Here is a 19,709-nt window from a genome sequence, read left to right as displayed (position 1 = left end):
TTTTTCCGAAATCGAACTGGCCATATTCAAACCGTTCGGTATAGTCCCAGACATGACCTTTCACTTGAGTAGCCCGATGTCCGCCACCCCTGCTGCAGAACGCAACGACAAGGAAGTTGCCATCCTGAAGGCGGCCACATCGGTGTTCCTGGCGCACGGTTTCAGCGCCGCGACCACGGACATGATCCAGCGCGAGTCGGGAGTCTCGAAGGCGACGATGTACGTCTATTTTCCCAACAAGGAAGTCCTGTTCGCCGCCGTGATCGAGCACGAATGCGGAGCGATGGCCGCCACTTTCAGGGCGATGGACTCGTCGCCGGACGACATCGCCAAGACCCTGAGCGACCTCGGCATGTCCTATCTCGACATCGTCCTCTCGCCCACGGCACTAGCACTGCATCGGGTGGTCATGGCGGAAGCGCCGAGGTTCCCGGAGCTGGGCCGACGGTTCTTCCTGGCCGGCCCGAAGGTCGTCACCTCGATCCTGGTCGAACGGCTGGGCGTGGCGGCGCAGGCCGGCGAGATCGACGTCCATGCGCTGGGCGTCGAAGCCGCCGCGACATTGTTTCTGAGCATGCTTCGCGCCCAGCCGCAGATGGAGTGCCTGACGCATCCGGGCACCCACCCGTCCGCCGCACAGAAGGATCATTGGGTGCAGTTGGCGGTCACGACCTTCCTCGGCGCATTTGGTGCAACGACGGCTGCGTCAAGGCGGGACGAGGACTAGGCAACGCCGGGGCCGCGCTGCCTTCCGACTTCCCATGAAACCCCGTTACCGCGCACCATGGCGGCGAGTTGCTGTCCCAACCGCTGTTCGATCACTGGCCGCCACGGCACCAGGCTGAAGCCCATGCCATCGTCCAGCATGGCGTAACGCCCACTCGCCAGCATGACCGAGCGCCGGTAGATGCCGGTCACGCGCTGGCCGTCTGCCACGGGTCGATGTTCCAAACCGGTATCGGCGGCAATGTCCTTTGCAGCCTGCGCCAGTTCCCGATTGCGCAGCGTGCCCAGCAGGTTCCGGGCGAGGATCACGCGCTGTCCCCGCCGCTGGGCCAGCCCCTGTTCTTCGAGGAAGTCAGCGCGCTGCTGCAAAGCTTGCTTAGTGTCGCCGCCAAAACCCAGGTCGCCCAGCCCTTTGCCGCCGCCGATCAACTGCTGATCCAGCCAGGTTGCACCGATCACCCGTGCCTGCCGCTCGATTGGCAGGTGCGATTTCAGCTCCACGGCTACGCCGCCCAGCCGTTGTGCGTCGTACTGGCGGCCGCGCTCGGCTAGGTCGTCCGGCACCTTCCACAGTCTCTCGGCCACGCGCTCCACGATGCCGGCACGGCGCAGGGCTTCCAGCCGTCGGACGTGGGCCGCAACGACTTCCTGCGGATCGCGGCCCGGCACGGCCTGGCCCTGCGCGATGGCGAGGTGGTGGTCGGTGCGGTACAGGCCATCGCTCGCCAGCGCGGCGATATTCTTGTCGGCTGCCCGCACCTCGGCGGAACCGCGTACCTCCACCACCGCGCCGGCGGGATAGTTCGCCAGCTCGTCGCGGGCGTTCAGCGCGACGTAGTGGGCCTTGCCGTCCACGCCGTCGATGACCAGATAGCCGCGGTCGTGCAGCTCGTCGGCCAGCCCCTTGCCGGCCACGCGGCCGATGATGGTGCGGCCGCTTCCGTCGGCATCCTCGCCCGGCTCGAACACCACCAGCTCGCGCGGCTGGCCGCTCATGGCCCGCTGCATCGTTCGGATGATGTCGCCACGCTCGCCCAGGGCGCGCAAGGTCTTCTCCGCGTCCGCATGGACGGCCCAGGTGCCGGGCTGCATCTCGTCGGCCAGGCCAAGCCTCTGCAAGCGTTGCAGGCGGCCGATCAGCAGCAGGCGCTGGCGTTGCAACCGGGGTTCGTTGAAGCGTTCGGTCTGCACCCGGCCATCCTCGCCGGCCTCGCGCTGCAACGTGCGGTCGAGGCTGGTCCACCGCTCTTGCTCCACCTCGCGCTGCAAGGTCTGCTGGATCTCCAGTTCGGTGCGCGGCCCCAGCCATTCCGTCGCCAGCTCGGCGGCCCGGTGGCGGAAGCCGTGGGCGATGTAGTCGCTGGCGATGATGAGGTCTTTGCCGGTGTCGTCGCGTCCGCGCACGATCAGGTGGGTGTGCGGGTTGTCGGTGTTCCAGTGATCCACCGCCACCCAATCCAGCCGCGTGCCCAGGTCGGCTTCCATGCGGTTCACCAGGTGCCGGGTATAGGTGCGCAGGTCGTCCAGCTCGGCGCCGTCCTCCGGGGAGACGATGAAGCGGAAATGGTGCCGGTCGTCGGCGGCCCGCTCCTTGAAGGCATCGAGGTCGGCTTCGTCTGTCTGTGGCCCGTAGGCCCGCCCAGGTTCGCCATCGCGGCCTGCGCCGTCGCGCTCGATGTAGCGCAGGTGCTTGGCGAGCGACTGCGGGCTGGCGCTGCGCTGATTGACCAGCAGGGTCTTGATGGTCACGCGCCGCGACATGGGCGTCAGCTTCGCCCCGGCGAAACGCGCCGCCGTATGGCCGCGCCCCAGGCGCGAGCCGGGCCGCTGGCCTACGCGCTGGCCCTGGCCGCCGGACGCGGCGGAATGGCGCATCGAGGACTTGCCGCCGCTGGCCTTGCCAGCTTGTTTGAGCACCTTGGAAACGAAGCTCTGGCCCTGGCCCTTGCCCCGGTTCTTCGGGGCACTGGGGCGCACCCGGAAATCGTCGTCGCGGCGGTCGGTCATGGGCGCGCTCCCTGCCAGCTCTGGCGTGCCCTGTCGTGCGAAGCACGCGGACATGCCTGCATTGGCGCGAACCTCGCGCCCCACGCGGCACGGTGGCGAAGCCGCTGCGTGCCGCGCCACCGCCATGTGCAGACAGGCTTTCGACGCGACCCGGTGCCGCGTCCTTTTGTCTTGCCTTCCGCCTTTGCCCCTCGCTGGCGCTCCGGGCAGCGGCGGCCCGGCGGCGCTGCTGCGCGAGCAGCCAGCGCGCCGGCAAACGCAGACACGGCCACAGGCCGGGCGCGTTCGAGGCAAGACGCCTGCACGTTGGACGGCTGCGCCGGAGGCAGCGCGAAGTGCTGTGCCGGATACGCAGGATCGGCACCCGCACGGCGCGCGCGGCGACACGGCGACAACAGCCGGAACGACACGCCCGATAGCACGGTGAGATGCACGTCAACGTGCAGCGAATCGGCGGCCATCATGGGCGCGACTCCAGCCAGACCGGGCGCGCAACGCCGATCACGGCGGATGCGCTGACCGGCCCGAAATACCGGCTATCGAACGACGCCGGGTTGGTCACGCTCAAGAGGAACAGTTCGCCAGGCCGAAGCTGGCGGCACTGCCTCCATGAGGGCAGCGGACGGCCCAGCCGGTCGGTGGGTAGGACGGCGGCCACCGGCACGCCGTCGATCCAGACCAGCGCATCGAACACGCACACCGATTGCGGCGCGACCGCGCCCACGCGCTTGAGCAACGGCACGCGCGCAGGCAGGTAGCGGCGCTGCGCAGCCAGCGCGGCGGTGTCCGCCGGCAACGTGGTCAGGACGATGCTGCCAACGGACAAAGGCCGGAGCAGCGAGCCGGTGTGCTGGTGGAGCGGCTCCACGTGATACCAGCCGACCGCCACGCTGTCGGATGGGTTGTAGATCAGGCGCGGCATCGGTTGCACGAAGGACGCCCAGGCCAGCGCAGCGAGGCCGCAGGCGGACAGGCCCGCCAGCACGAGGCGAGCGCGCAAACGTGCGCGGGGCGAGCGAGGACGCGGCGCGGTGCCGGCAGTCGAAACGGCGGTCATGGCAACCCCCTCCCGATGAGCCAAGCGGCGAGCCGCTCGGCGGTGTATTCGGGCAGCGGCAGGCGCGCAGCGAGCCGGTTGGCGAGCGTGCGCCAGTACGCGGGCGAGACGGCGACGGGCGCGATGCCCAGCGCCTCGATGGCGTCGATGCGCTCCAACACGGCGCGCACCTGGTTCTCGCCCTCCGCGTGCAGCAGCAGGCGCGCGCCCGGCTGCACGCCGGGAATGCGCTGCACCACGTCCAGCGGCGTGCAAGCCTGCATCACCATGAGCTGCCAGCGGATCGTGCCGTAGTCGTTGGCCTGCCAGCGGATGCGGCAGAACATGGCGCCCGGCAGGAATACCGCGCAGCGCCGCCAGCGGTCGAGCTGGTGCATGCGCGCAGGTTCGCCGAAGCGCAGGTAGAGCTTGAAGCGCGGTTCGATGTAGGCCAGCGCCACGCGCGTCAGCGGCGCGCTGGCAAGTTGGCCGGAAGGCGCTGCGAGCGCGGCCGTGGCCGCGACGGCAACAGGTGTGGAGGCAGGCGAAGCGGATGCGGTCATGGGGTGTTCTCCCTGCGGTGTTCTGGAAACTCGCGCTCCAGCAAGCCGCGCAGCAGGTCGGCGACGGTCACGCCTTGCGTGAAGGCCGATACCTTGATGCGCGAGCGCATCGCGGGCGTGACGTCGAGGGTCAGGCGGGCCGTGTAGAGGTCGCCCTTGCCCAGCGCATCGGCGTCGCCCTGGCGAATCCACGCTTCTGCGTGCGGATTCGCGGGTGGGCGCGCGCCGATGCCGACGCGCTTTGCCGCGCGTTTGCTGTCCGGTGGCGACTTCGCTGTCATGACGGCCACCGCAGCAGTTCATCGACCAGCGCAGTGATCTCACGCGCGGCGGCGCTGTCGGGTGCCGTCTCGCGTGCAAGCCGGCCAGCGGCCACGCTATCGGCGAACACGATGCGCTGATGCACTTCCGCGCGCAGCGCAGGAAGCGGCTGGTCGGCGAGCGCCTGGCGCGCTTCGCGCCCGATCACCGTGGTGCCCACGCGCCGGTTGATGACAAAGGCCGCGCGCAGCACAGGCCGAAACACCTGCGCCTCGCGGATCAGCGCCACCATCTCGGCGCTGGCCCACAGGTCGTAAGGGCTGGGCTGCACGGGGATCAGCACGCGCTCGGCCGCCAGCAGCGCGGAGCGCGCCAGCGCCGCGATGCGCGGCGGCCCGTCGATGACGATGTGATCGGCCCGCCTGGCGAGTTCTGGCGCCTCCTGATGCAGCGTTTCGCGTGCGAGGCCCACGGCGCTAAACAGCCGTGGCAAGCCTTGCTGGCTTCTGCGCTGCGTCCAGTCCAGCGATGAACCCTGCGGGTCGGCGTCCAGCAGGATGACCGATTGCCCCCGCATCGCCAGTTCGCCGGCGATGTGCGTGGCGAGCGTGGTCTTGCCCACGCCGCCTTTCTGGTTGAGCAGAGCGACGATCATGGCCTGGCCCTCCATGCTGGAAAGCCAGGCTGTTGCTGCTGCGTTGGTGGCCGCGTGGTGGTTGTCCACCGCAGCGGCGTTTCTCTACTAAAAGTTAGAGAAATTAAGTTAGGGAAGTTAGAGGACGCGCAAACCCAGTGCTGGCGCGGGTTTGCGGCCGATCGGCACGCCTGATAGCACGATAGTCTCACGCCTGATAGCACGATACCCCGCACGCCTGATAGCACGACACCATCCACAGGCTTTTCCGAAGTTATCCCCGTGCCGTCTGTGGCACGGGCCGGAAGGTCAGCAGCTCCATGCCGTTGTCCGGCATCCGCTCGATGCCCAGGACGTAGCCGGGCAGCGACTGCCGCGCGACCAGCGCGCGCAGGTCGCAAGCGAAGTCGTAGGGCTTGGCGGTGCTGCCCGATTTCTGGTGCAGGTAGCGAAAGTCGAACTGCCAGCCGTATGCCTGCTTGCCGCCGTGCTTGCGCACCAGCCGGTACAGCCACCGCTCGATGCCGCCAGTCAGCCGGAAATATGCCGGGTCGATGGTCAGCACCAGGGCCGCGTCGAGCACGCCCGCGTAGAACCAGTCCGGCAGAATCAGCTCGATGCCCAGCGGCGTACCGCTGGCATCGGCCAGCTCCTTCCATTCGTTGATCCACGAGAAACGGTGCAGGCGCCGCCCGGTCGTCTCGCGGATGGACGTGGCCACCGTGGTCGATTGCAGCCGGTCGAGCGCAGCCTTGAGGCGCTGGTAGTCGCGCAGCGACTTGCCGCGCCCGATGAAGCGCAGGATCTCGTAAGGCGTGGCGTGCATCAGCCGCGACGGCCGCAGGCCCGCGTCCTTCGCTTCCACGATCTGCGAGGCCGCCCATATCAGCACGTCCGCATCCCAAATCGTGGCGATGCCATGCTCCTGCGTGCCTTCCACGCGGATCGTCACGTTGCCCGCTCGGAAGTCGATGGGCTTGACCCGCTTGGACTTGCCGAGCGAGAAGAACGGATAGGCCATCAAGTCCTGGTTGTCGCGCGGCGCCATGTCGCCCGGCAAGGCGCGGAACAGGTCGAGCTGTTCGCGCTCCTGCAACGGCCGCTGCCGGGATGGCAGCGCAGGGCTGGACATGGCGAAGGCCATCCGCGTGCAAGCGATCAGCGCGCACGGCTGTCCGCCGAATGCTGCTCGGCGTATTCGGGATCGGATGTGCTCTCGAAGCTGCGCTCGGCGGCCCAGGCATCGAGGTCGGCCACGGCGTACATGACGCGCCGGCCGAACTTGCGGAACTTGGGGCCGCCACCCAGCACGCGCTGCTTTTCCAGCGTGCGCGGCGACAGGCGCAGATAGTCAGCGGCTTCGTCGTTGGTGAGGTAACGCTGCGGTTGCGCAGTGGTAGTGGCAGGAGCGGCGGCAGGCCGCAAGGGAGCGGGACGCATGGTGAGAACCTCCATAGCTTTCAAAGCTCCGGCCACACAGCGCAACCGGATGGAGGCAGTCTCAGAAAACGAAGCCCTCTTGCTCAGGGTCGTTTTGCGTCCTTATCAAAACGACCCTTCTCAAGCGGCGGCAATTGTGCTAGGCGGCGATAGCCGCCGCGCATTAGCGCATCGCCGCGCCGCACAAGGCGGCGTACCTTGGAGCGCAGGCCGCCGTCGCTGTACCAGTCGGCCACGGCGTCGGCACCGAACAGCCCTTCGCCCACTTCGCGCAAGGACGCACCCGCCAGGGTCGCGTCGAGCGCCTGCAAGGTGTGCAGCTCCAACAGTGCGGCAGGAGGTGGCCTGGGCATGGCATGGGCCAGCGCGGCGTCCGGCACGAGCGCATGGCAGCGGGCAGGCGCGGCAGCGCCGCCGTCACCACTTCCGCGATGAGCATGGACGACCGCCATGCCGTCCTCCAGACCCGGAGCGAGCGCGAAGCGCGAATAATGGCCGGGACTGCGCACGATCAGCGCCAGTCCCTTGCCGTCGTGCAGCAGTTGCTTGTGGCCAGGGATGCGCCAGAACGCGAACACGGCCGCATCCGGCGGCGGATCGGGATCGGGATGGAGCTGCACCACGGCGGCATTGCCGGGCAGCCAGGCCGGGTGCGCGTCGCGCGCATCCAGGGCAGGGTCTTCCAGCAGGCGCAAGCCCCAGCGCAGCGCCGCATGTTGTGCGGCCTGTGACCGGCGACGGTGGCGCATCCAGTCGAGCCGGTAATCGGGATGCCTGCGCAGATACTCCCAGGCCAGCGCCAGCATGTCCAATCCCAGGATGTACAGATAGGCGGCGGTGGGATACCAGTGGGCAACGTGATGAGGGTTGACCATGACGAAAGCTCCTGTCGAACCGCAGGAACGCCGCCACGGGCAGATCAAAACGGAGCTACCGCATCCAGGTCAAAACCGTCCTCTGTGTCAATTCAAGCTGTAACATGCGGTATCAAGCCAGATTGGCTCCGGTGTATTGCGAATCCCGTCCGAATGCGACGGCCGCTCGACCTGAAAACGTCATGCGGCATAAAACACCGTGCCCGACTCCGCACAAAAGAGCCTGACTGATTGAGTCACACCAGCAATGGTTTGATGCAAGAGTGCGGATTCAGACCGGACAGGTCAGGAATAAGACTGAAATAGTCTCAATGCGCCCGGTCTGGCTGGAGCGCGAACGGTTCAATCGAGGATGGAACCGTTCTCCTGGGCCAGCCGCAGATATTCCGACAGCGGGCGCGCTGCCTGGAAATACCGATCCCGCATCACGGGCTGCTGGCGCGGCCCGACGATGGATGCCAGATCGGACAGCTTCACGGAGCCCAGTTCGGGCATCCCCAGCCCCAGGTCGATCAGTCCCCAGGCCGTATCGCCATCGACAGGATCGAGCGCGGCCAGCAGCCAGATGAGATGCGCGTCCGGAGTGAATAGCCGCGCCACGGGCAGCGGGTCGATGGCCTCGCCACGGGCGCGAGCCTGGCCGTGGGCCAGCAACTGCCTGCGCTCGTCCTCGGTGATGAGTCGGTTCATGGGCGGCCCCTTCTTGGAACAAATCCACCCAAACGTGAAAGCGTAAAGCCGTATCGGCGGATTGGAAGAAATGCACGGATGAGACTGTGCGCTTTTGCAGAAAGCCTCAGAGGCGGATTTCCGTAAAAACGTAGAAGCACGAAAAAGGATCGAATCGAGTGATTGAGTTAAAGATAACGTGGTTTTAATTGTGCTGCGAATTGACGCTTCTGTCTATGCAGAAGCGAACCGTCCAGCGCGGCCGACCGGCCGGCTCCACCACCCACGACGCCGAGCTGGCTCACGCCTTCGGCGCGGCGGTGCGTGCGCTGCGGATGGAGCGCGGCATCGCGCAGGAATCGCTGGCGCACCAGGCCGGTATCGAGCGCTCCCACATGGGCAAGATCGAACGCGGCGAGCACATGCCCACGCTGGCGATCATCTTCAAGATCGCCGGCGCGCTCGAATGCAGCACGGCCGTGCTGATGAGCGAGGCTGAAAGCCAGCTCGCAGCAGCGGCCCAGCCGTAGGCGACGGCCCGGCCGATCCGGCGAAAGCCGGTTCGGCGGCGTTCAAGGGGCGTCAAGTGCAACGCGGCGGGGATGGGCCTTGCGCCGATCCCCGGAGGGCAAGCGAAGCGCGCAGCGCCGCAGGCGCGTAGGCGTGAGGGATTGGAGCCGGATGGCCGTGACGGTGAAGTCGGCACGGGGCGCAGCCCGAAAAGCCCGGCGGTGCAAGGCACCGCACGCCCGACTGTTCTTGCAACCGCAGACTCAACGCATACTCAAGCAACTCGACACGGCGCAGACCAGGCGATGGTGCTGCCTCCACGCAGCGCCGCAAAAGCAGCACTGCGCCCCGCCGCGTGGGCGGGGCGCTGGCGGCCGTCAGGCCGTCAGGCCGTCTGGGGCTTGCTGCGCGACCAGATCAGGTCGTGCGTGCCGTCCTCGCCTTCGATCAGGCGGGCGTAGACCGTGGCCGGGAACGAAGGATCGTCGAGGGTCACGGAGATGTACTCGCGCCCGGCCTCGCTGGTCTTCTTCCACGCCGCGCCTATGTCGTGACTGGCGGCCTGCAGGCGGAAGTCCGGGGCCTTCTCGTTGTCTCCCTTGTCGTTGGGCACCAGCTTGACCTTGACGTTGAGCGTCAGGGTGCGAAGCGTGCCGGTGAAGCCGTCTTTGTCTGCGGTGAAGGTGCCGATGTTGGCCATGATGGATCTCCTTTTGGTGGAACAAGGTTCGCGCCCATCGCGTCCTTGTTGTGATCCGGCCGGCGGGGGACGGGCTGGCTGCACCGCTTGCGGTCGCAACGCAGTGGAGAGCCGGACGGTTGCAGCCATGAAGCCCGAGGCGCAGCCGCGCCACCGCCAGGATTCACAACGAGACAAGGACGCCTTGGGCCGAACCGCACCGAAAGGAGACAGGGCCGGCTCGGCATCCCCGCACACAGGCTGCACCGGCTTGCGCCCTGACGCGGGCCAGGTCAATACCCCAACGACAGGCGAGAACGCCCCTGCCGCATTTAGGGGCGCCAGCCTTGAGGCGTGACATGGAAGCTCCATAGCGATGCCGGGCGGGATGTCTGTGAACCGTCCTTCGTGACGTGATGGGCGAGAACCGCCAGCGTTGAGGACGGCACGCATTCGTACAACCTGCCGCAGCAAGCCCCGGCGTACCGCCCCAGCCCTGCCCATGCGGTGGGGCGCTGGCCGGGCCGATCCGGCGCAGCCGGTTCGGCAGTGCCCGAGGGGCGCCAAGCATCGCGCGGCGGGGATAGCCCGCAGGGTTTTCCCCCGGAGGCAAGCGAAGCGCGCAGCGCCGCAGGCGCGAAGGCGTGAGGGATTGAAGCCGAATGGCCGTGATTCGGCACGAAGCATGGGGCGCAGCCCGAAAGCCCGGCGGCGCATCGCGCCGACACGCCCGAGGTATCCAACCGAACAGCGCAGACGGAAAGCGCTACGCCTTGCTGGCCTTCCACTTGGCAAACCAATGCGTGGCCGAGCGCTGCGAAATCCTCATCAGGTAAGCCGCAGCCAACGGGGTTGCTTGGGCTTCAAAGAGCTGGAAAACGCACTCCACGCCGCGCTTGCTCAAGGTTCCGTTTTCCTTGACGTTCCTCGGGTGGCCGGGCTGGGCCGATTCCATGACCGACTCCGGGATGGCCTTCATGATGCGATTCGTTTCCGCAATCACCTTGTTGGCCTTCACGATGCCTCGGTTGACCCGCTTCTTCAGCCGCTCGATCTCCGCAACGTAGGTCTTCTCCGCCGCTTCAAAGGTCAGGAAGTCGAGCGACGCCATCATCATGAACTTCTTCATCATGCCTTTGCTCACCTTCTGCCGCAGCGCCTTGGCCCGTTTGGCTGCCGTGTAGTCATACAAAGGCATCGGTTTGAAGGTCTTGGGGTCTCGCTGTCTGGTCAGATCAGAATAGGCTCCCACATCCACGGTCAGGTCATGGATCGTGTGCCCAATGATGTTGCGGTAGTCCACCAATTCCTTGAGTTCATCGCTCTCCGCCTGGTCAATGACCCCTTCGGAAACCAGCACGGCGCGGGCCAGCTCCAGCTTCTTGCCTTCCCTGGTCTTGGGTTTGCCATCACTCAGCCGATTCAGCCCATGCAGTTTGTCGGTCGCCTCGATGGAGCCCATGATGAAGCGCCGCAAATCTTCCATGTAGAAAAGGATCAGCACCATCTCAAAGGCCCGGATTTTGAGAATGTCGGCTTCCCATGCGGTAGGAGCCTTGCCATGCGGACGATGTTCTTTGTTCATTAGATATTGCCCCCCAATATCACTTCACTTTAATTGCTCTTGTCATTTATGGGGGCAATGAAAGAAGGCATCTCGCGGTATTGCGATGCCTTCAACGCCGCCGCCTGAGCACAAGCGAAGGCGGCGGCGTGGTGTTCCGGCTGTTCGCCTTCGACACCGGGCGCGGCCACCGCCGCGCCCGGATTTTTGAAGTTCACCGCGCCCAGGACGGAACGGCCTGGGCGCGGTGCTGAACGTGGCTATTCCTTCGTCTCGATGATCCACCACATGGCACGCGGCAAGGCGCGGCCCGTGATGGGATGAATGTCGGTGAGATCGGCGCGGGCCGACCAGCCCGAGGGCGGGCGGTAGCCGCGCACGTCGCCATCGCCGTGCCAGCGGCGGGCGCGCACCGTGCCGGGCGCGTAGATCGCCGCCATGCACGGGCGGCTGGTGGTGGTGCGGGTCATGGGGACTTCTCCTTCCAGCGAAGCGCCCCGGTCGAGGCCGGGGCGCTTGCCTTCGGCGTGGCTCAAGCGGCCAGCGCCTCGGCGGGTTCATCCGCCATTGCCTCGGCATCGTCCGGGGCGTCCTGCTCCGGGCCTGCCTGCTGCGCGCTTTCCTTCACTGCCTGCTGCGGGCCTTCGGCCTTGAAGATGGCGGGCATCCAGCCCGTACCATCGGCCAGCCGCTCGGCTTCGCTGGCAATGTCGGCCTTCTTCAACTTCGCCAGTCGGGTGACGTGGGCCGGGGCGAACTCGCCCACGGCATCCAGAATCACGGCCTTGGAAACGTGCTTGAAGTAGCTTTCTGCGGTCGGCTTCCACCATGCGGCCATGTCGAGGCCCACGGCCTGCGCCAGTTCCGCGCCGGGCTGGTGTGGCGTGGTGCGCGGCGTCACCACGTCCACGGTCGTAGCCACGCACACGGCCAGCAGCTTGACCAGTTCGGCTTGCTCCATCGCCAGCAGCGCGGCGAACAGTGCGGTGCTGTCCTCGGGCAGCTTGCCGCGCCATGCCTGCTGCAATTCGCGCAGCGCTACGGCAGCGGGCGACTCGGGCCAGTCCGGGGCCATGCCTTCCAGCCGGTCTTGCACTTTGAGGCTCACGCCCAGCGGCAGATCGTGGCCGTAGCGGCGTTCCTGCAAGATGGTCTGCACCATGCCATGCACCACAGCGGCCAGCGCAGCTTGCGGATGCCGGGCGACTTCGATTTGCAGCGCGGCGGTGCGGTGGGCACTCAGGCGCTGGGCCAGCCGGTCAGAGATCGTGGCCTTGGGCGCTTCTTCGCTCTCGCCCTCGTCGTCGCTCTCGGTTTCGTCTTCCACGCTGCCGAAACCTTGGCGCAGCTTTTCCAGCGTGCGCAGCGCCTTGGCCTCGGCCTCGCGCATCAGGCCGCGATGAATGACGGCTTCGCCGTTGCGGTCGATGGTGACGATGGCCCCGGCTGCGGCCTTCACGGTCTGGCCGTAGTCCTGCAAGCCATCTTCCAACGCCTGCAACTGCTCGCCCACGGTTTCGCCTTCCTCCTGCAGGGCGTCGGCCTTGTCCTCGTCATCGGCGTCCATCGCGGCGTCCACGGCTTCGGCCAGTTGGTGCATCCGGGCTTGCAGCTTCTCGATGCGTTGCGCTTCCCGCTTGTTTGGCTCGCGCCGTTCTCTCGGCGCACGCTGGAAGGCGTGCAGGTCGGCATGGGTCACGCCCGGCGTGGCATCCACCCACGCCCAGCCCTCGGCGCGGACGGTGGCGGCGATGCCCGCCAGCCGGTCTTGCGCCAGCCTGTCCAACAGCGCGGCATCGGTCAGATACACGCCCGCGTCACCTTCCGCGAACAGGTCACGGCGCACGCCACCGCCTGCGGCTTCGTAAGTGTCCAGCCCGACGAATCGCACCAGCGGATGGCGGTAGGCGTCAATCTCGCGCTCGGTCAGACGCTCGCGCAGCGCGGACGGTTGGCGCTGCCACTGCGGCGCATCGTAGAACGCGCTTTCCTGCGCGGCGTGATCGTCGGTGATGGACAGTGCCATCAACTGGTCAAGGCTCACGGCATCGGCGCGATAGTCGGCCATCAAGCGCGGCGACACGTTGGCGAGCTTCAAGCGGCGCTGCACCACCAGCGGCGTGACGGAGAAGTCCGCCGCAATGTCCTCAATGGGTCGGCCTTCGGCCACCAGTGCCGCGAAGGCTTCAAACTGGTCTGCGGGGTGCATGGCTTCGCGCTGCACGTTCTCGGTCAGACTGGCGGTGCGGGCCGTGCCATCGGCCACCAGCAGGCAGGGCACCTCCCATTCCTTGCTGATGCGGTGCTTCTTCGCCAGCAGCTTCAACGCGGCGAGGCGACGGCCACCGGCGACCACCTCGTAATGCTCGCCATCGGCGGATGCGATCACGATCAGGTTTTGCAGCAGGCCCACGCGCTGGATGCTCGCGGCCAGTTCGGGGATGGACATGCGCGGGGTCTTGCGCACGTTGCGGCCCGTGGGGCGCAGCACCAGCCGCGACAGCGGAACCAGAATCAGATTCTTGGTCGGGTCGGCGGCTTCCAGCGGGATAGCTGCGGCGGTATTGACGGCGCGGGCTTCGGTTTGCGTAGTGGCGTTCATGGTGAATCTCCAATCGAGTGAAACAAGGGAATGGAGGGGAACCGCCCCTCCGGCGGGGGAACGGTTCAGGCTTTCAACTGGCGCAGGCCATCGGCCAGCATCCAGAGGGCGCGATTGAGGCGCACATCGGAATCAATGCCCTGCACAGGGCGGGTCTGCTGGCGGCGTCCGTTGGCGCTGCGGCCATGCAATCCGCCTTTGGTCAGGTTCTCCTGCGTGCGGTTGAATACGCTCCACAGGTCGGGGCGGCGGTCATCGAACCGGCGCGGCATCAGGATTTGCGATTCAGTGATGGGCGCGGGCTTGTCCGGGTCGTCGTACTTGAGGGATAACGCAGCGCGGGCGAACACTTCGGCCTCGCCCTCGTCCAGCGTGATGCCGCGCATCAGGTCGCGGGATTCCTTCACGCGCTCGAAGCCGCTCAACACCTCGAAAGCGCCTTCGATGACGGAACCAGCCACGTCGCCCTTATGAGGTACGCGCACGTCTGCCACGGTGTCGCCGCACACAAGGCCATTGCTGCACACGAAACGGAACATCCCGGCCAGCATCTGATAGCTGCTCGTGCCGTCGTGCGAGTTCAGCAGCACGATTTCGTTGGCTTCCGCGCCGTTGATCTGGCTGGCGTGGCGCAGGCGAATCATGTGTTTGGCGTGCTCGCGCTTGCCTTCATCGCGCACGCGGGTTTGCGTCACCATGAAAGGCTGGAAGCCTTCTTTGCGAAGCTCAGTCAGGACGGCAGCGGTCGGGATGTAGCTGTACCGTTCGGAACGGCTCTCATGCGGTGCATCGGCGAAGATGGACGGGGCCACCCTGCGAATCTGGTCATCGGACAGCGGGTAATCGCTGCGCAGCGAGGGGGAACGGGAAGCGAAACGGGATGCGAGTTGCATGGTCTTTCTCCTGACAAAAAGAGGTTTGCTGTTCACACCACACACCGGATTCCTAGATTCGGAGCCCAGCCTTTCGGCTGTTCGGTGCGGTCGGCACGAGGAACCCGGTTGGCCCTGTTGCCACCGTCTTTCCTGAGTTCATCGCCCGCGACGAAAGGGAGCGCGTGGACGGGAGCCGTCAAGGAAACCAGCGCAGGGTGGGTGCGGCCCGCAGGCGCAGCCGAGGACACGGCCCTGCGCGCCTTGACGGCACCAGGCCGCGGGCTACAGTCGCGGACAAGGTGATGAAGTCAGGGAAGACGGCTGGACATGGCAACGGCCTCCCCACACGCCGACCGCACGGCAAGCGAAGCGCGCAGGCCCGAAGCGGGAAGCCGGGCCGGAGGCGTCAGCCGAGCGGAGCGAGGGAACGATGGAAGCCCGGAAGGGGCGAGACGCCGCAGGCGGCTCGATGCGCTACGCGCACGACAGCGCGACCGGCCATCTCCCAGGTGGCCGGGGACGCCCAGCAGTTTGGGCATCGCGGAATTTGTCTTTGGTCGATTTTTCGCGGACAATGTGGGTAAGGCCCTGTCCGCCTGAGCTTCGAGCGGCTCAATCAAGACTGCGTTCTGCTTTCCCCCGTATTTCTTGCCACCACCATGCGATATCGCCTGGGCGTAGGCCAAGTAATCGCTCGATTGGTCTGCGCTGAAATCAGGAGAATCGTATGCCCATCGGCATTTCCGACCTTGCCCATTCTGTTCGCAAGAACAGCGCTTCCGTGGCCGCACCTGTGCAGCTTGGCCACGCGCAGCAACTCATCGTTGCTGCACTTGGCTACAAGAGCCTTGCCGCCTACCAGGCTGCGCAGGTAGCCGCGCTCGAACCCCAGGATTTGGGCAACGTCCACCACGTTGTAGTCGACTACGACCAGCTCGATCAGCGCGCCAGCGAACTTGGCGCGGCCCCCACGCCAAGCCAACTGCACGAGTTGATCGACGCAGCCTTCAAAGAGCGGGCGCCTCGTACACACATTCACGCCTCTCATGCGGACTTCGACAACTACTTGCGTGAGCATGTGGATCAGGTGGTCATCGAAGACGATGACGTGAACAGCGAGATGGTCAACGCCAATTACGATGGCATTGATGAGGTCTATTTCGATTTCGAGGTCGAGTCTGAAAACGTACCCGTTGGCGGCTCGCTGGAAATCAACCTGGATGGCCATGTTGGCCTGGGAATCGACACTGAGCGCCCCTACGCGGGCCACAAAGTGAACGTGGAAGGCTTCCTGACAGTGGATCGATTGGGTAGCCAGTGCTTTGGGTCAGTGGACTGCCAAGTCACCAAAGCGGAACTCGATACGAACTGGGGAGATGACGACTACGATGGCGAGCCACCGCCGCGCAGCGTATCGCAAGCCTATGCCGAACTGCTGGGCCTCGAACTGCATGAGGTTGGCAATCTCGCCGATGTAGAAGCAATGGAGCTGGACGGCAGTAGCGGTGAAATGGTCTATGGCTACCTCCTCGACTTCACGGACTACGCATCGCCCGAGATAGCGCAGAAGATCTTGCGCCGCCACTCCTCACTGCGTATCGAAGTCGGCCCTGGCTTCTTTGAAGGTGTTCGCAGCGACGACTGGCCTCGCTGACGATGTAGTAAAGCGCATCCCGATATGGGATGCGCTGCTGGGCCATTCGCCCAGGGCCGGGTTAGACAACGATCCGCCCGGCCAGCCGCGCATCGCGCGCATAAGCGCTCAAGCGCTTCTCGGCGCGGAACGACAGGTCACGCTCGATCGGCAGGCCCAGCCCGCCACGCACCGTTGCCAGCTCGCCCAAACTGACCCAGCCGATTTCCGGCATCCCCAGGCCCAGGTCGCAAAGGCCAAAGGCGTGGTCGTGGTCATCGGGATCAATCTCGGTCAGCAGCCAGGTCGCGCCGGCGTCCGGCGTGAACAGCTTGACCACGGGGGCCGGATCGAAGTCCGGGTTCTCCAAGGATTCGCGGCCGTTGGCCAGTAGCACGATGCGCTGCTCGTCAGTGATGAGTGCGTTGTTCATGGTGAACTCCTGAAAGGATGCCGGGCGGAATTGCCCGACCCTTCCGGGGCACGGCGCAGCGCAAGCAGTCAGGGGTCAACGACGGCCGCCAGGACGCAAGCGTGCAAGCACGCGCAGCCCTTGACGGCGAGAACGTGCGACCTGCAAGTCGCTTGAATTTCTGTTTCACGGAGGTAGATATGACCTGATGAAACCGGCTGTTCCATCAGCCGTTCCCTACCCGGACATGCGGAGCTGGCAACGGTTCGGTGTGAAGCTTCGGGGACAACGTAGCCGCCGGGTTATCCGGTACGCCGAGCCGCGAGGCGAAGCGGAATCTGCCAGCACGAAGGCGGAGAGGCGCGAGGGATGGATGGGTACGACCAACACATGTGAACGTCCGCGAACGCGTCGTAACGTCTATCGAGCCAAATGTGCTGACAGGCTCGAACCAAAAGGTACGCGGCAAGGCATGGTCTTCGTTCTCTGGATCATCATGGACACGAATGCTGCCGGCGCACAGGACGGGTCCGCACCATCCAGAAATTCATGCGGAACAGGGTAAGCCCATCACGCTGCCGGCAACGGCAGGCGAACCGCAAGGGACGCTGTTGGCGTGGTGGGTAAAGGAATGCGGAGAAAGCGAATGCCTGGCTGTAATGGCCGGGATACGGGCTGCGACATCGCCCGACGCGAAAGCGGGCAGACTTCCGCAAGGTCATTCATGGCGAGAGAAGATGATTAACCGTTGTACGAGGAAAAGCAGATGACGACGAACGATGCGCAAGCATCGGGCGTTGGTGCGTCCTCGCCCGATGCTCGGATGTGGGAACAGGCAGACTGGCCCCAGATCGAAGCGGAGGTGAAGCGGCTCCAGATGCGTATCGCCAAAGCAGTACGGGAAGGCAGGTGGGGCAAGGCGAAAGCCTTGCAACGCCTGCTGACCCGCTCGCACAGCGGCAAGATGTTGGCCGTGAAGCGAGTGACGGAAAACAGAGGCAAGAGAACGCCGGGGGTAGACGGGAAAGTCTGGCTGACCTCGGCGTCCAGATGGAAGGGAATGCTGTCGCTGCGGCATCACGACTATCGCACGATGCCGCTGAGGCGGGTCTACATTCCCAAGAGCAATGGAAAGAGGCGTCCGCTGGGAATCCCCTGCATGCGGTGCCGGGCGATGCAGGCTTTGTGGAAGCTCGCCCTGGAACCTATCGCGGAGACCTTGGCAGACCCGAATTCCTACGGCTTCCGGCCGGAGCGTTCGACCGCCGACGCCATCGAACAGTGTTTCAACTGCCTGTCGCATCGTACGTCGGCAGAGTGGGGGCTGGAAGGCGACATTCGAGGTTGTTTCGACAACTTCAGCCATGCCTGGCTCCTGGAGCACATACCGATGGACAAGACGATCCTGCGCCGATGGCTGGAGGCTGGCTACGTCGATGAGGGAACCTTGTTCGAGAGCCGTGCTGGTACACCCCAGGGTGGGGTCATCTCGCCCGTACTCGCGAACATGGCGTTGGATGGTCTGGAAGCAGCGGTTCTTGCGAGCACCGGAGGATCGGAGCGAGCACACCGCAGGGCCAAGCTCAACGTCATCCGCTATGCCGATGACTTCGTGGTGACAGGTGCGTCGAAGGACGTGCTCGAATCCGTCGTCCTGCCTGCTGTCCGCCGCTTCATGGCGGCACGCGGGCTGGAACTGTCGGAGGAAAAAACCCGGATCACGCACATTGCGGAAGGATTCGATTTCCTGGGCCAGACCGTGCGCAAGTACGGTCGCCAGTGCCTGACCAAACCAGCGAAGAAGAGCATCAAGTCGTTGCTGGACAAAGTCAGGGAAATCATCAAAGGCAATGCGACCGCCACGCAGGCTGCGTTGATAAGGCTGCTCAACCCGGTAATCCGTGGCTGGGCTGTCTACCATCGCCACTCTGCGGCGAAAACAACCTTTAACCGAGTCGATGACTTCATCTGGCACATGCTCTGGAGGTGGGCAAAGCGCAGGCATCCCGCCAAAGGAGCACGGTGGATCAAGAAGCGGTACTTCCGAACGATCGGGAACCGGAACGGGGACTTCGCCACGAAGGGCTCTGCCGACGGCAAAACTGTCGGCCTTCGACTCTTCCGCGCGATGACGGTGGCGATCACTCGGCACATCAAAGTCCCTGCCTCCGCCAATCCGTTCGATCCGGCATGGACCCAAAACCTGGACCGCCGTCGAGCCACGAAGCGTTCCGTCAAACTGTTCGGTGCCAGCCTATGGTGCTGAGGAATGGCTTGAGCCGGATGCGGGGCGACTCGCACGTCCGGTTCTTAGGGGGCGGCGGCGCAGCAATGCGCCGCTGCTACCCGACGCCGTGGCACGATGAAGGGAACAGCAAGACCGCCTCCCTCGCACCTCCACGCACCCCGGTTTTCGGCAAGTGCGCAGCACGCGCAGGCCCGCAAGGGCCGGAGCTGCGCCACCGGGCGCAGCAAAAAAAGGGGGCCGAAGCCCCCGAGGGTCAAAGCAGGCCGCATTCGGCGAATGACGTGGTGCTGCTGCCCGCGACGATGATGTGATCCAGCGTGCGAACCTCCACCAGCGCTAGCGCCTGCCGAAGCTGCGCGGTCAGAGCTTTGTCAGCCGCGCTCGGCTCGGGGTTCCCGCTGGGGTGATTGTGCGAAATGATGACCGCCGCCGCATTGAGCCGCAGCGCCTGTTTCACTACTTCGCGCGGATGCACCTCGGCCGAGTCGATCGTGCCGTGGAACATCTCCACGTAGTCGATCAGCCGATGGCGCGTGTCGAGGAACAGCATCGCAAAGACTTCGTGCTCGTAGCCGGCCAGCTTGGCGCGCAGGTAGTCCTTCACCGCCTCCGGCGACGTGAACGTCTCGCCGCGCTGCATCTTCTGTTCGATGACCTGACGCGCAGCTTCCAGAATCTGGTCGGCGTCCGCCGGCCGATAGCGGCCACGGCCATCGCGCACCATCAGCGGAGTATCGAGAGAGAGGGAAAGTTGCGACATGATCGTGCTCCGGTTACTCGGGCGGAATTGCCCGGAACCGTGGGAAACACGGCGCAGCGCAAGCAGTCAGGGGTCGCAGACGGCCGCCAGGACGCAAGCGCGCACCAGCGCGCGCCGCCCTTGACGGCGAGAACGCCGTGATACGGTGAAGGGAACAGCAAGACCGCCCACATCCCGCCCACTGCACACACTCGGCTTTGGGCAAGCGCAGCGCG

General features: G+C 65.5%; 21 protein-coding genes. 4 read left to right on the top strand and 17 right to left on the bottom strand.

Annotated features, from left to right (window positions below; genetic code table 11):
- Nucleotides 1–76: 76 nt before the first annotated feature.
- A complete protein-coding gene (locus tag XarjCFBP7645_RS00290; RefSeq protein WP_104536686.1) occupies nt 77–727 on the top strand; it encodes a TetR/AcrR family transcriptional regulator in 651 nt (216 codons plus the stop codon).
- Here the strand turns inward: XarjCFBP7645_RS00290 and XarjCFBP7645_RS00285 are convergent.
- The 9 genes from XarjCFBP7645_RS00285 to XarjCFBP7645_RS00235 all read right to left on the bottom strand — a co-directional run bounded on the left by XarjCFBP7645_RS00285 (nt 724) and on the right by XarjCFBP7645_RS00235 (nt 8,232).
- The gene (locus XarjCFBP7645_RS00285; protein ID WP_047127320.1) at nt 724–2,733 is read right to left on the bottom strand and encodes a relaxase/mobilization nuclease domain-containing protein; all 2,010 of its coding nucleotides are present in this window, start codon (nt 2,731–2,733) and stop codon (nt 724–726) included. The genes XarjCFBP7645_RS00290 and XarjCFBP7645_RS00285 overlap by 4 nt on opposite strands.
- Before the next feature lie 460 nt (nt 2,734–3,193).
- Nucleotides 3,194–3,790, bottom strand: coding sequence for a S26 family signal peptidase (locus XarjCFBP7645_RS00275; protein WP_047127319.1), 597 nt, complete (start codon nt 3,788–3,790; stop codon nt 3,194–3,196).
- Nucleotides 3,787–4,332, bottom strand: a complete 546-nt coding sequence (locus tag XarjCFBP7645_RS00270; protein ID WP_047127318.1) for a DUF2840 domain-containing protein — start codon at nt 4,330–4,332, stop codon at nt 3,787–3,789. Before XarjCFBP7645_RS00270 ends, XarjCFBP7645_RS00275 begins: the two co-directional genes overlap by 4 nt.
- Nucleotides 4,329–4,613 carry a hypothetical protein gene (locus tag XarjCFBP7645_RS00265; protein ID WP_047127317.1) on the bottom strand — a complete coding sequence of 95 codons (285 nt, stop codon included), beginning with the start codon at nt 4,611–4,613 and terminating at the stop codon, nt 4,329–4,331. Before XarjCFBP7645_RS00265 ends, XarjCFBP7645_RS00270 begins: the two co-directional genes overlap by 4 nt.
- Nucleotides 4,610–5,248 carry a ParA family partition ATPase gene (gene parA / locus XarjCFBP7645_RS00260; RefSeq protein WP_047127743.1) on the bottom strand — a complete coding sequence of 213 codons (639 nt, stop codon included), beginning with the start codon at nt 5,246–5,248 and terminating at the stop codon, nt 4,610–4,612. Before parA ends, XarjCFBP7645_RS00265 begins: the two co-directional genes overlap by 4 nt.
- A 253-nt stretch (nt 5,249–5,501) precedes the next feature.
- Nucleotides 5,502–6,371: a replication initiator protein A gene (locus XarjCFBP7645_RS00250; protein ID WP_425511727.1), complete on the bottom strand. Its 870-nt coding sequence runs from the start codon at nt 6,369–6,371 to the stop codon at nt 5,502–5,504.
- Nucleotides 6,372–6,385: 14 nt separating this feature from the next.
- Nucleotides 6,386–6,667: a helix-turn-helix transcriptional regulator gene (locus tag XarjCFBP7645_RS00245; RefSeq protein ID WP_047127741.1), complete on the bottom strand. Its 282-nt coding sequence runs from the start codon at nt 6,665–6,667 to the stop codon at nt 6,386–6,388.
- A gap of 83 nt (nt 6,668–6,750) precedes the next feature.
- Nucleotides 6,751–7,542 (bottom strand): DUF2285 domain-containing protein, encoded by a 792-nt coding sequence (locus tag XarjCFBP7645_RS00240; RefSeq protein WP_104535828.1) that lies wholly within the window; start codon nt 7,540–7,542, stop codon nt 6,751–6,753.
- 342 nt (nt 7,543–7,884) lie between these two features.
- Nucleotides 7,885–8,232 (bottom strand): DUF2958 domain-containing protein, encoded by a 348-nt coding sequence (locus XarjCFBP7645_RS00235; protein WP_047127315.1) that lies wholly within the window; start codon nt 8,230–8,232, stop codon nt 7,885–7,887.
- Nucleotides 8,233–8,447: 215 nt separating this feature from the next.
- Here XarjCFBP7645_RS00235 and XarjCFBP7645_RS00230 point away from each other — a divergent pair, with 215 nt between their 5' ends.
- Nucleotides 8,448–8,741, top strand: coding sequence for a helix-turn-helix domain-containing protein (locus tag XarjCFBP7645_RS00230; protein ID WP_011516230.1), 294 nt, complete (start codon nt 8,448–8,450; stop codon nt 8,739–8,741).
- A 365-nt stretch (nt 8,742–9,106) separates the two neighbouring features.
- Here XarjCFBP7645_RS00230 and XarjCFBP7645_RS00225 read toward each other — a convergent pair whose 3' ends face one another.
- The 6 genes from XarjCFBP7645_RS00225 to XarjCFBP7645_RS00205 all read right to left on the bottom strand — a co-directional run bounded on the left by XarjCFBP7645_RS00225 (nt 9,107) and on the right by XarjCFBP7645_RS00205 (nt 14,459).
- Nucleotides 9,107–9,421, bottom strand: coding sequence for a DUF736 domain-containing protein (locus XarjCFBP7645_RS00225; protein ID WP_104535827.1), 315 nt, complete (start codon nt 9,419–9,421; stop codon nt 9,107–9,109).
- A 745-nt stretch (nt 9,422–10,166) separates the two neighbouring features.
- Nucleotides 10,167–10,985 carry a hypothetical protein gene (locus XarjCFBP7645_RS00220; RefSeq protein WP_047127314.1) on the bottom strand — a complete coding sequence of 273 codons (819 nt, stop codon included), beginning with the start codon at nt 10,983–10,985 and terminating at the stop codon, nt 10,167–10,169.
- 29 nt (nt 10,986–11,014) lie between these two features.
- Nucleotides 11,015–11,182 (bottom strand): hypothetical protein, encoded by a 168-nt coding sequence (locus XarjCFBP7645_RS21570; protein ID WP_155407453.1) that lies wholly within the window; start codon nt 11,180–11,182, stop codon nt 11,015–11,017.
- A gap of 42 nt (nt 11,183–11,224) precedes the next feature.
- Nucleotides 11,225–11,434, bottom strand: coding sequence for a hypothetical protein (locus tag XarjCFBP7645_RS00215; protein WP_047127313.1), 210 nt, complete (start codon nt 11,432–11,434; stop codon nt 11,225–11,227).
- A 62-nt stretch (nt 11,435–11,496) separates the two neighbouring features.
- Nucleotides 11,497–13,566, bottom strand: coding sequence for a ParB/RepB/Spo0J family partition protein (locus XarjCFBP7645_RS00210; RefSeq protein WP_047127312.1), 2,070 nt, complete (start codon nt 13,564–13,566; stop codon nt 11,497–11,499).
- A gap of 65 nt (nt 13,567–13,631) precedes the next feature.
- Nucleotides 13,632–14,459: a DUF932 domain-containing protein gene (locus XarjCFBP7645_RS00205; protein ID WP_047127311.1), complete on the bottom strand. Its 828-nt coding sequence runs from the start codon at nt 14,457–14,459 to the stop codon at nt 13,632–13,634.
- A 709-nt stretch (nt 14,460–15,168) separates the two neighbouring features.
- Between XarjCFBP7645_RS00205 and XarjCFBP7645_RS00200 the strand changes: the two genes are divergently transcribed.
- Nucleotides 15,169–16,095: a hypothetical protein gene (locus XarjCFBP7645_RS00200; RefSeq protein WP_047127310.1), complete on the top strand. Its 927-nt coding sequence runs from the start codon at nt 15,169–15,171 to the stop codon at nt 16,093–16,095.
- Nucleotides 16,096–16,156: 61 nt separating this feature from the next.
- On the opposite strand, the gene XarjCFBP7645_RS00195 is transcribed toward XarjCFBP7645_RS00200, so the two are convergent.
- A complete protein-coding gene (locus XarjCFBP7645_RS00195) occupies nt 16,157–16,507 on the bottom strand; it encodes a DUF2958 domain-containing protein (RefSeq protein WP_012249083.1) in 351 nt (116 codons plus the stop codon).
- A 745-nt stretch (nt 16,508–17,252) separates the two neighbouring features.
- Here XarjCFBP7645_RS00195 and ltrA point away from each other — a divergent pair.
- Nucleotides 17,253–18,752: a group II intron reverse transcriptase/maturase gene (ltrA, locus tag XarjCFBP7645_RS00185; protein WP_104536685.1), complete on the top strand. Its 1,500-nt coding sequence runs from the start codon at nt 17,253–17,255 to the stop codon at nt 18,750–18,752.
- A gap of 235 nt (nt 18,753–18,987) precedes the next feature.
- Here ltrA and radC read toward each other — a convergent pair whose 3' ends face one another.
- A complete protein-coding gene (gene radC / locus XarjCFBP7645_RS00180; RefSeq protein WP_104535825.1) occupies nt 18,988–19,494 on the bottom strand; it encodes a RadC family protein in 507 nt (168 codons plus the stop codon).
- Between the last annotated feature and the right edge of the window lie 215 nt (nt 19,495–19,709).

The organism is Xanthomonas arboricola, from assembly GCF_002940665.1.
Classification (GTDB): domain Bacteria; phylum Pseudomonadota; class Gammaproteobacteria; order Xanthomonadales; family Xanthomonadaceae; genus Xanthomonas; species Xanthomonas arboricola_B.
Note: the sequence above shows the minus strand (reverse complement) of the source record. Positions and strands in the feature narration are given on the sequence as shown.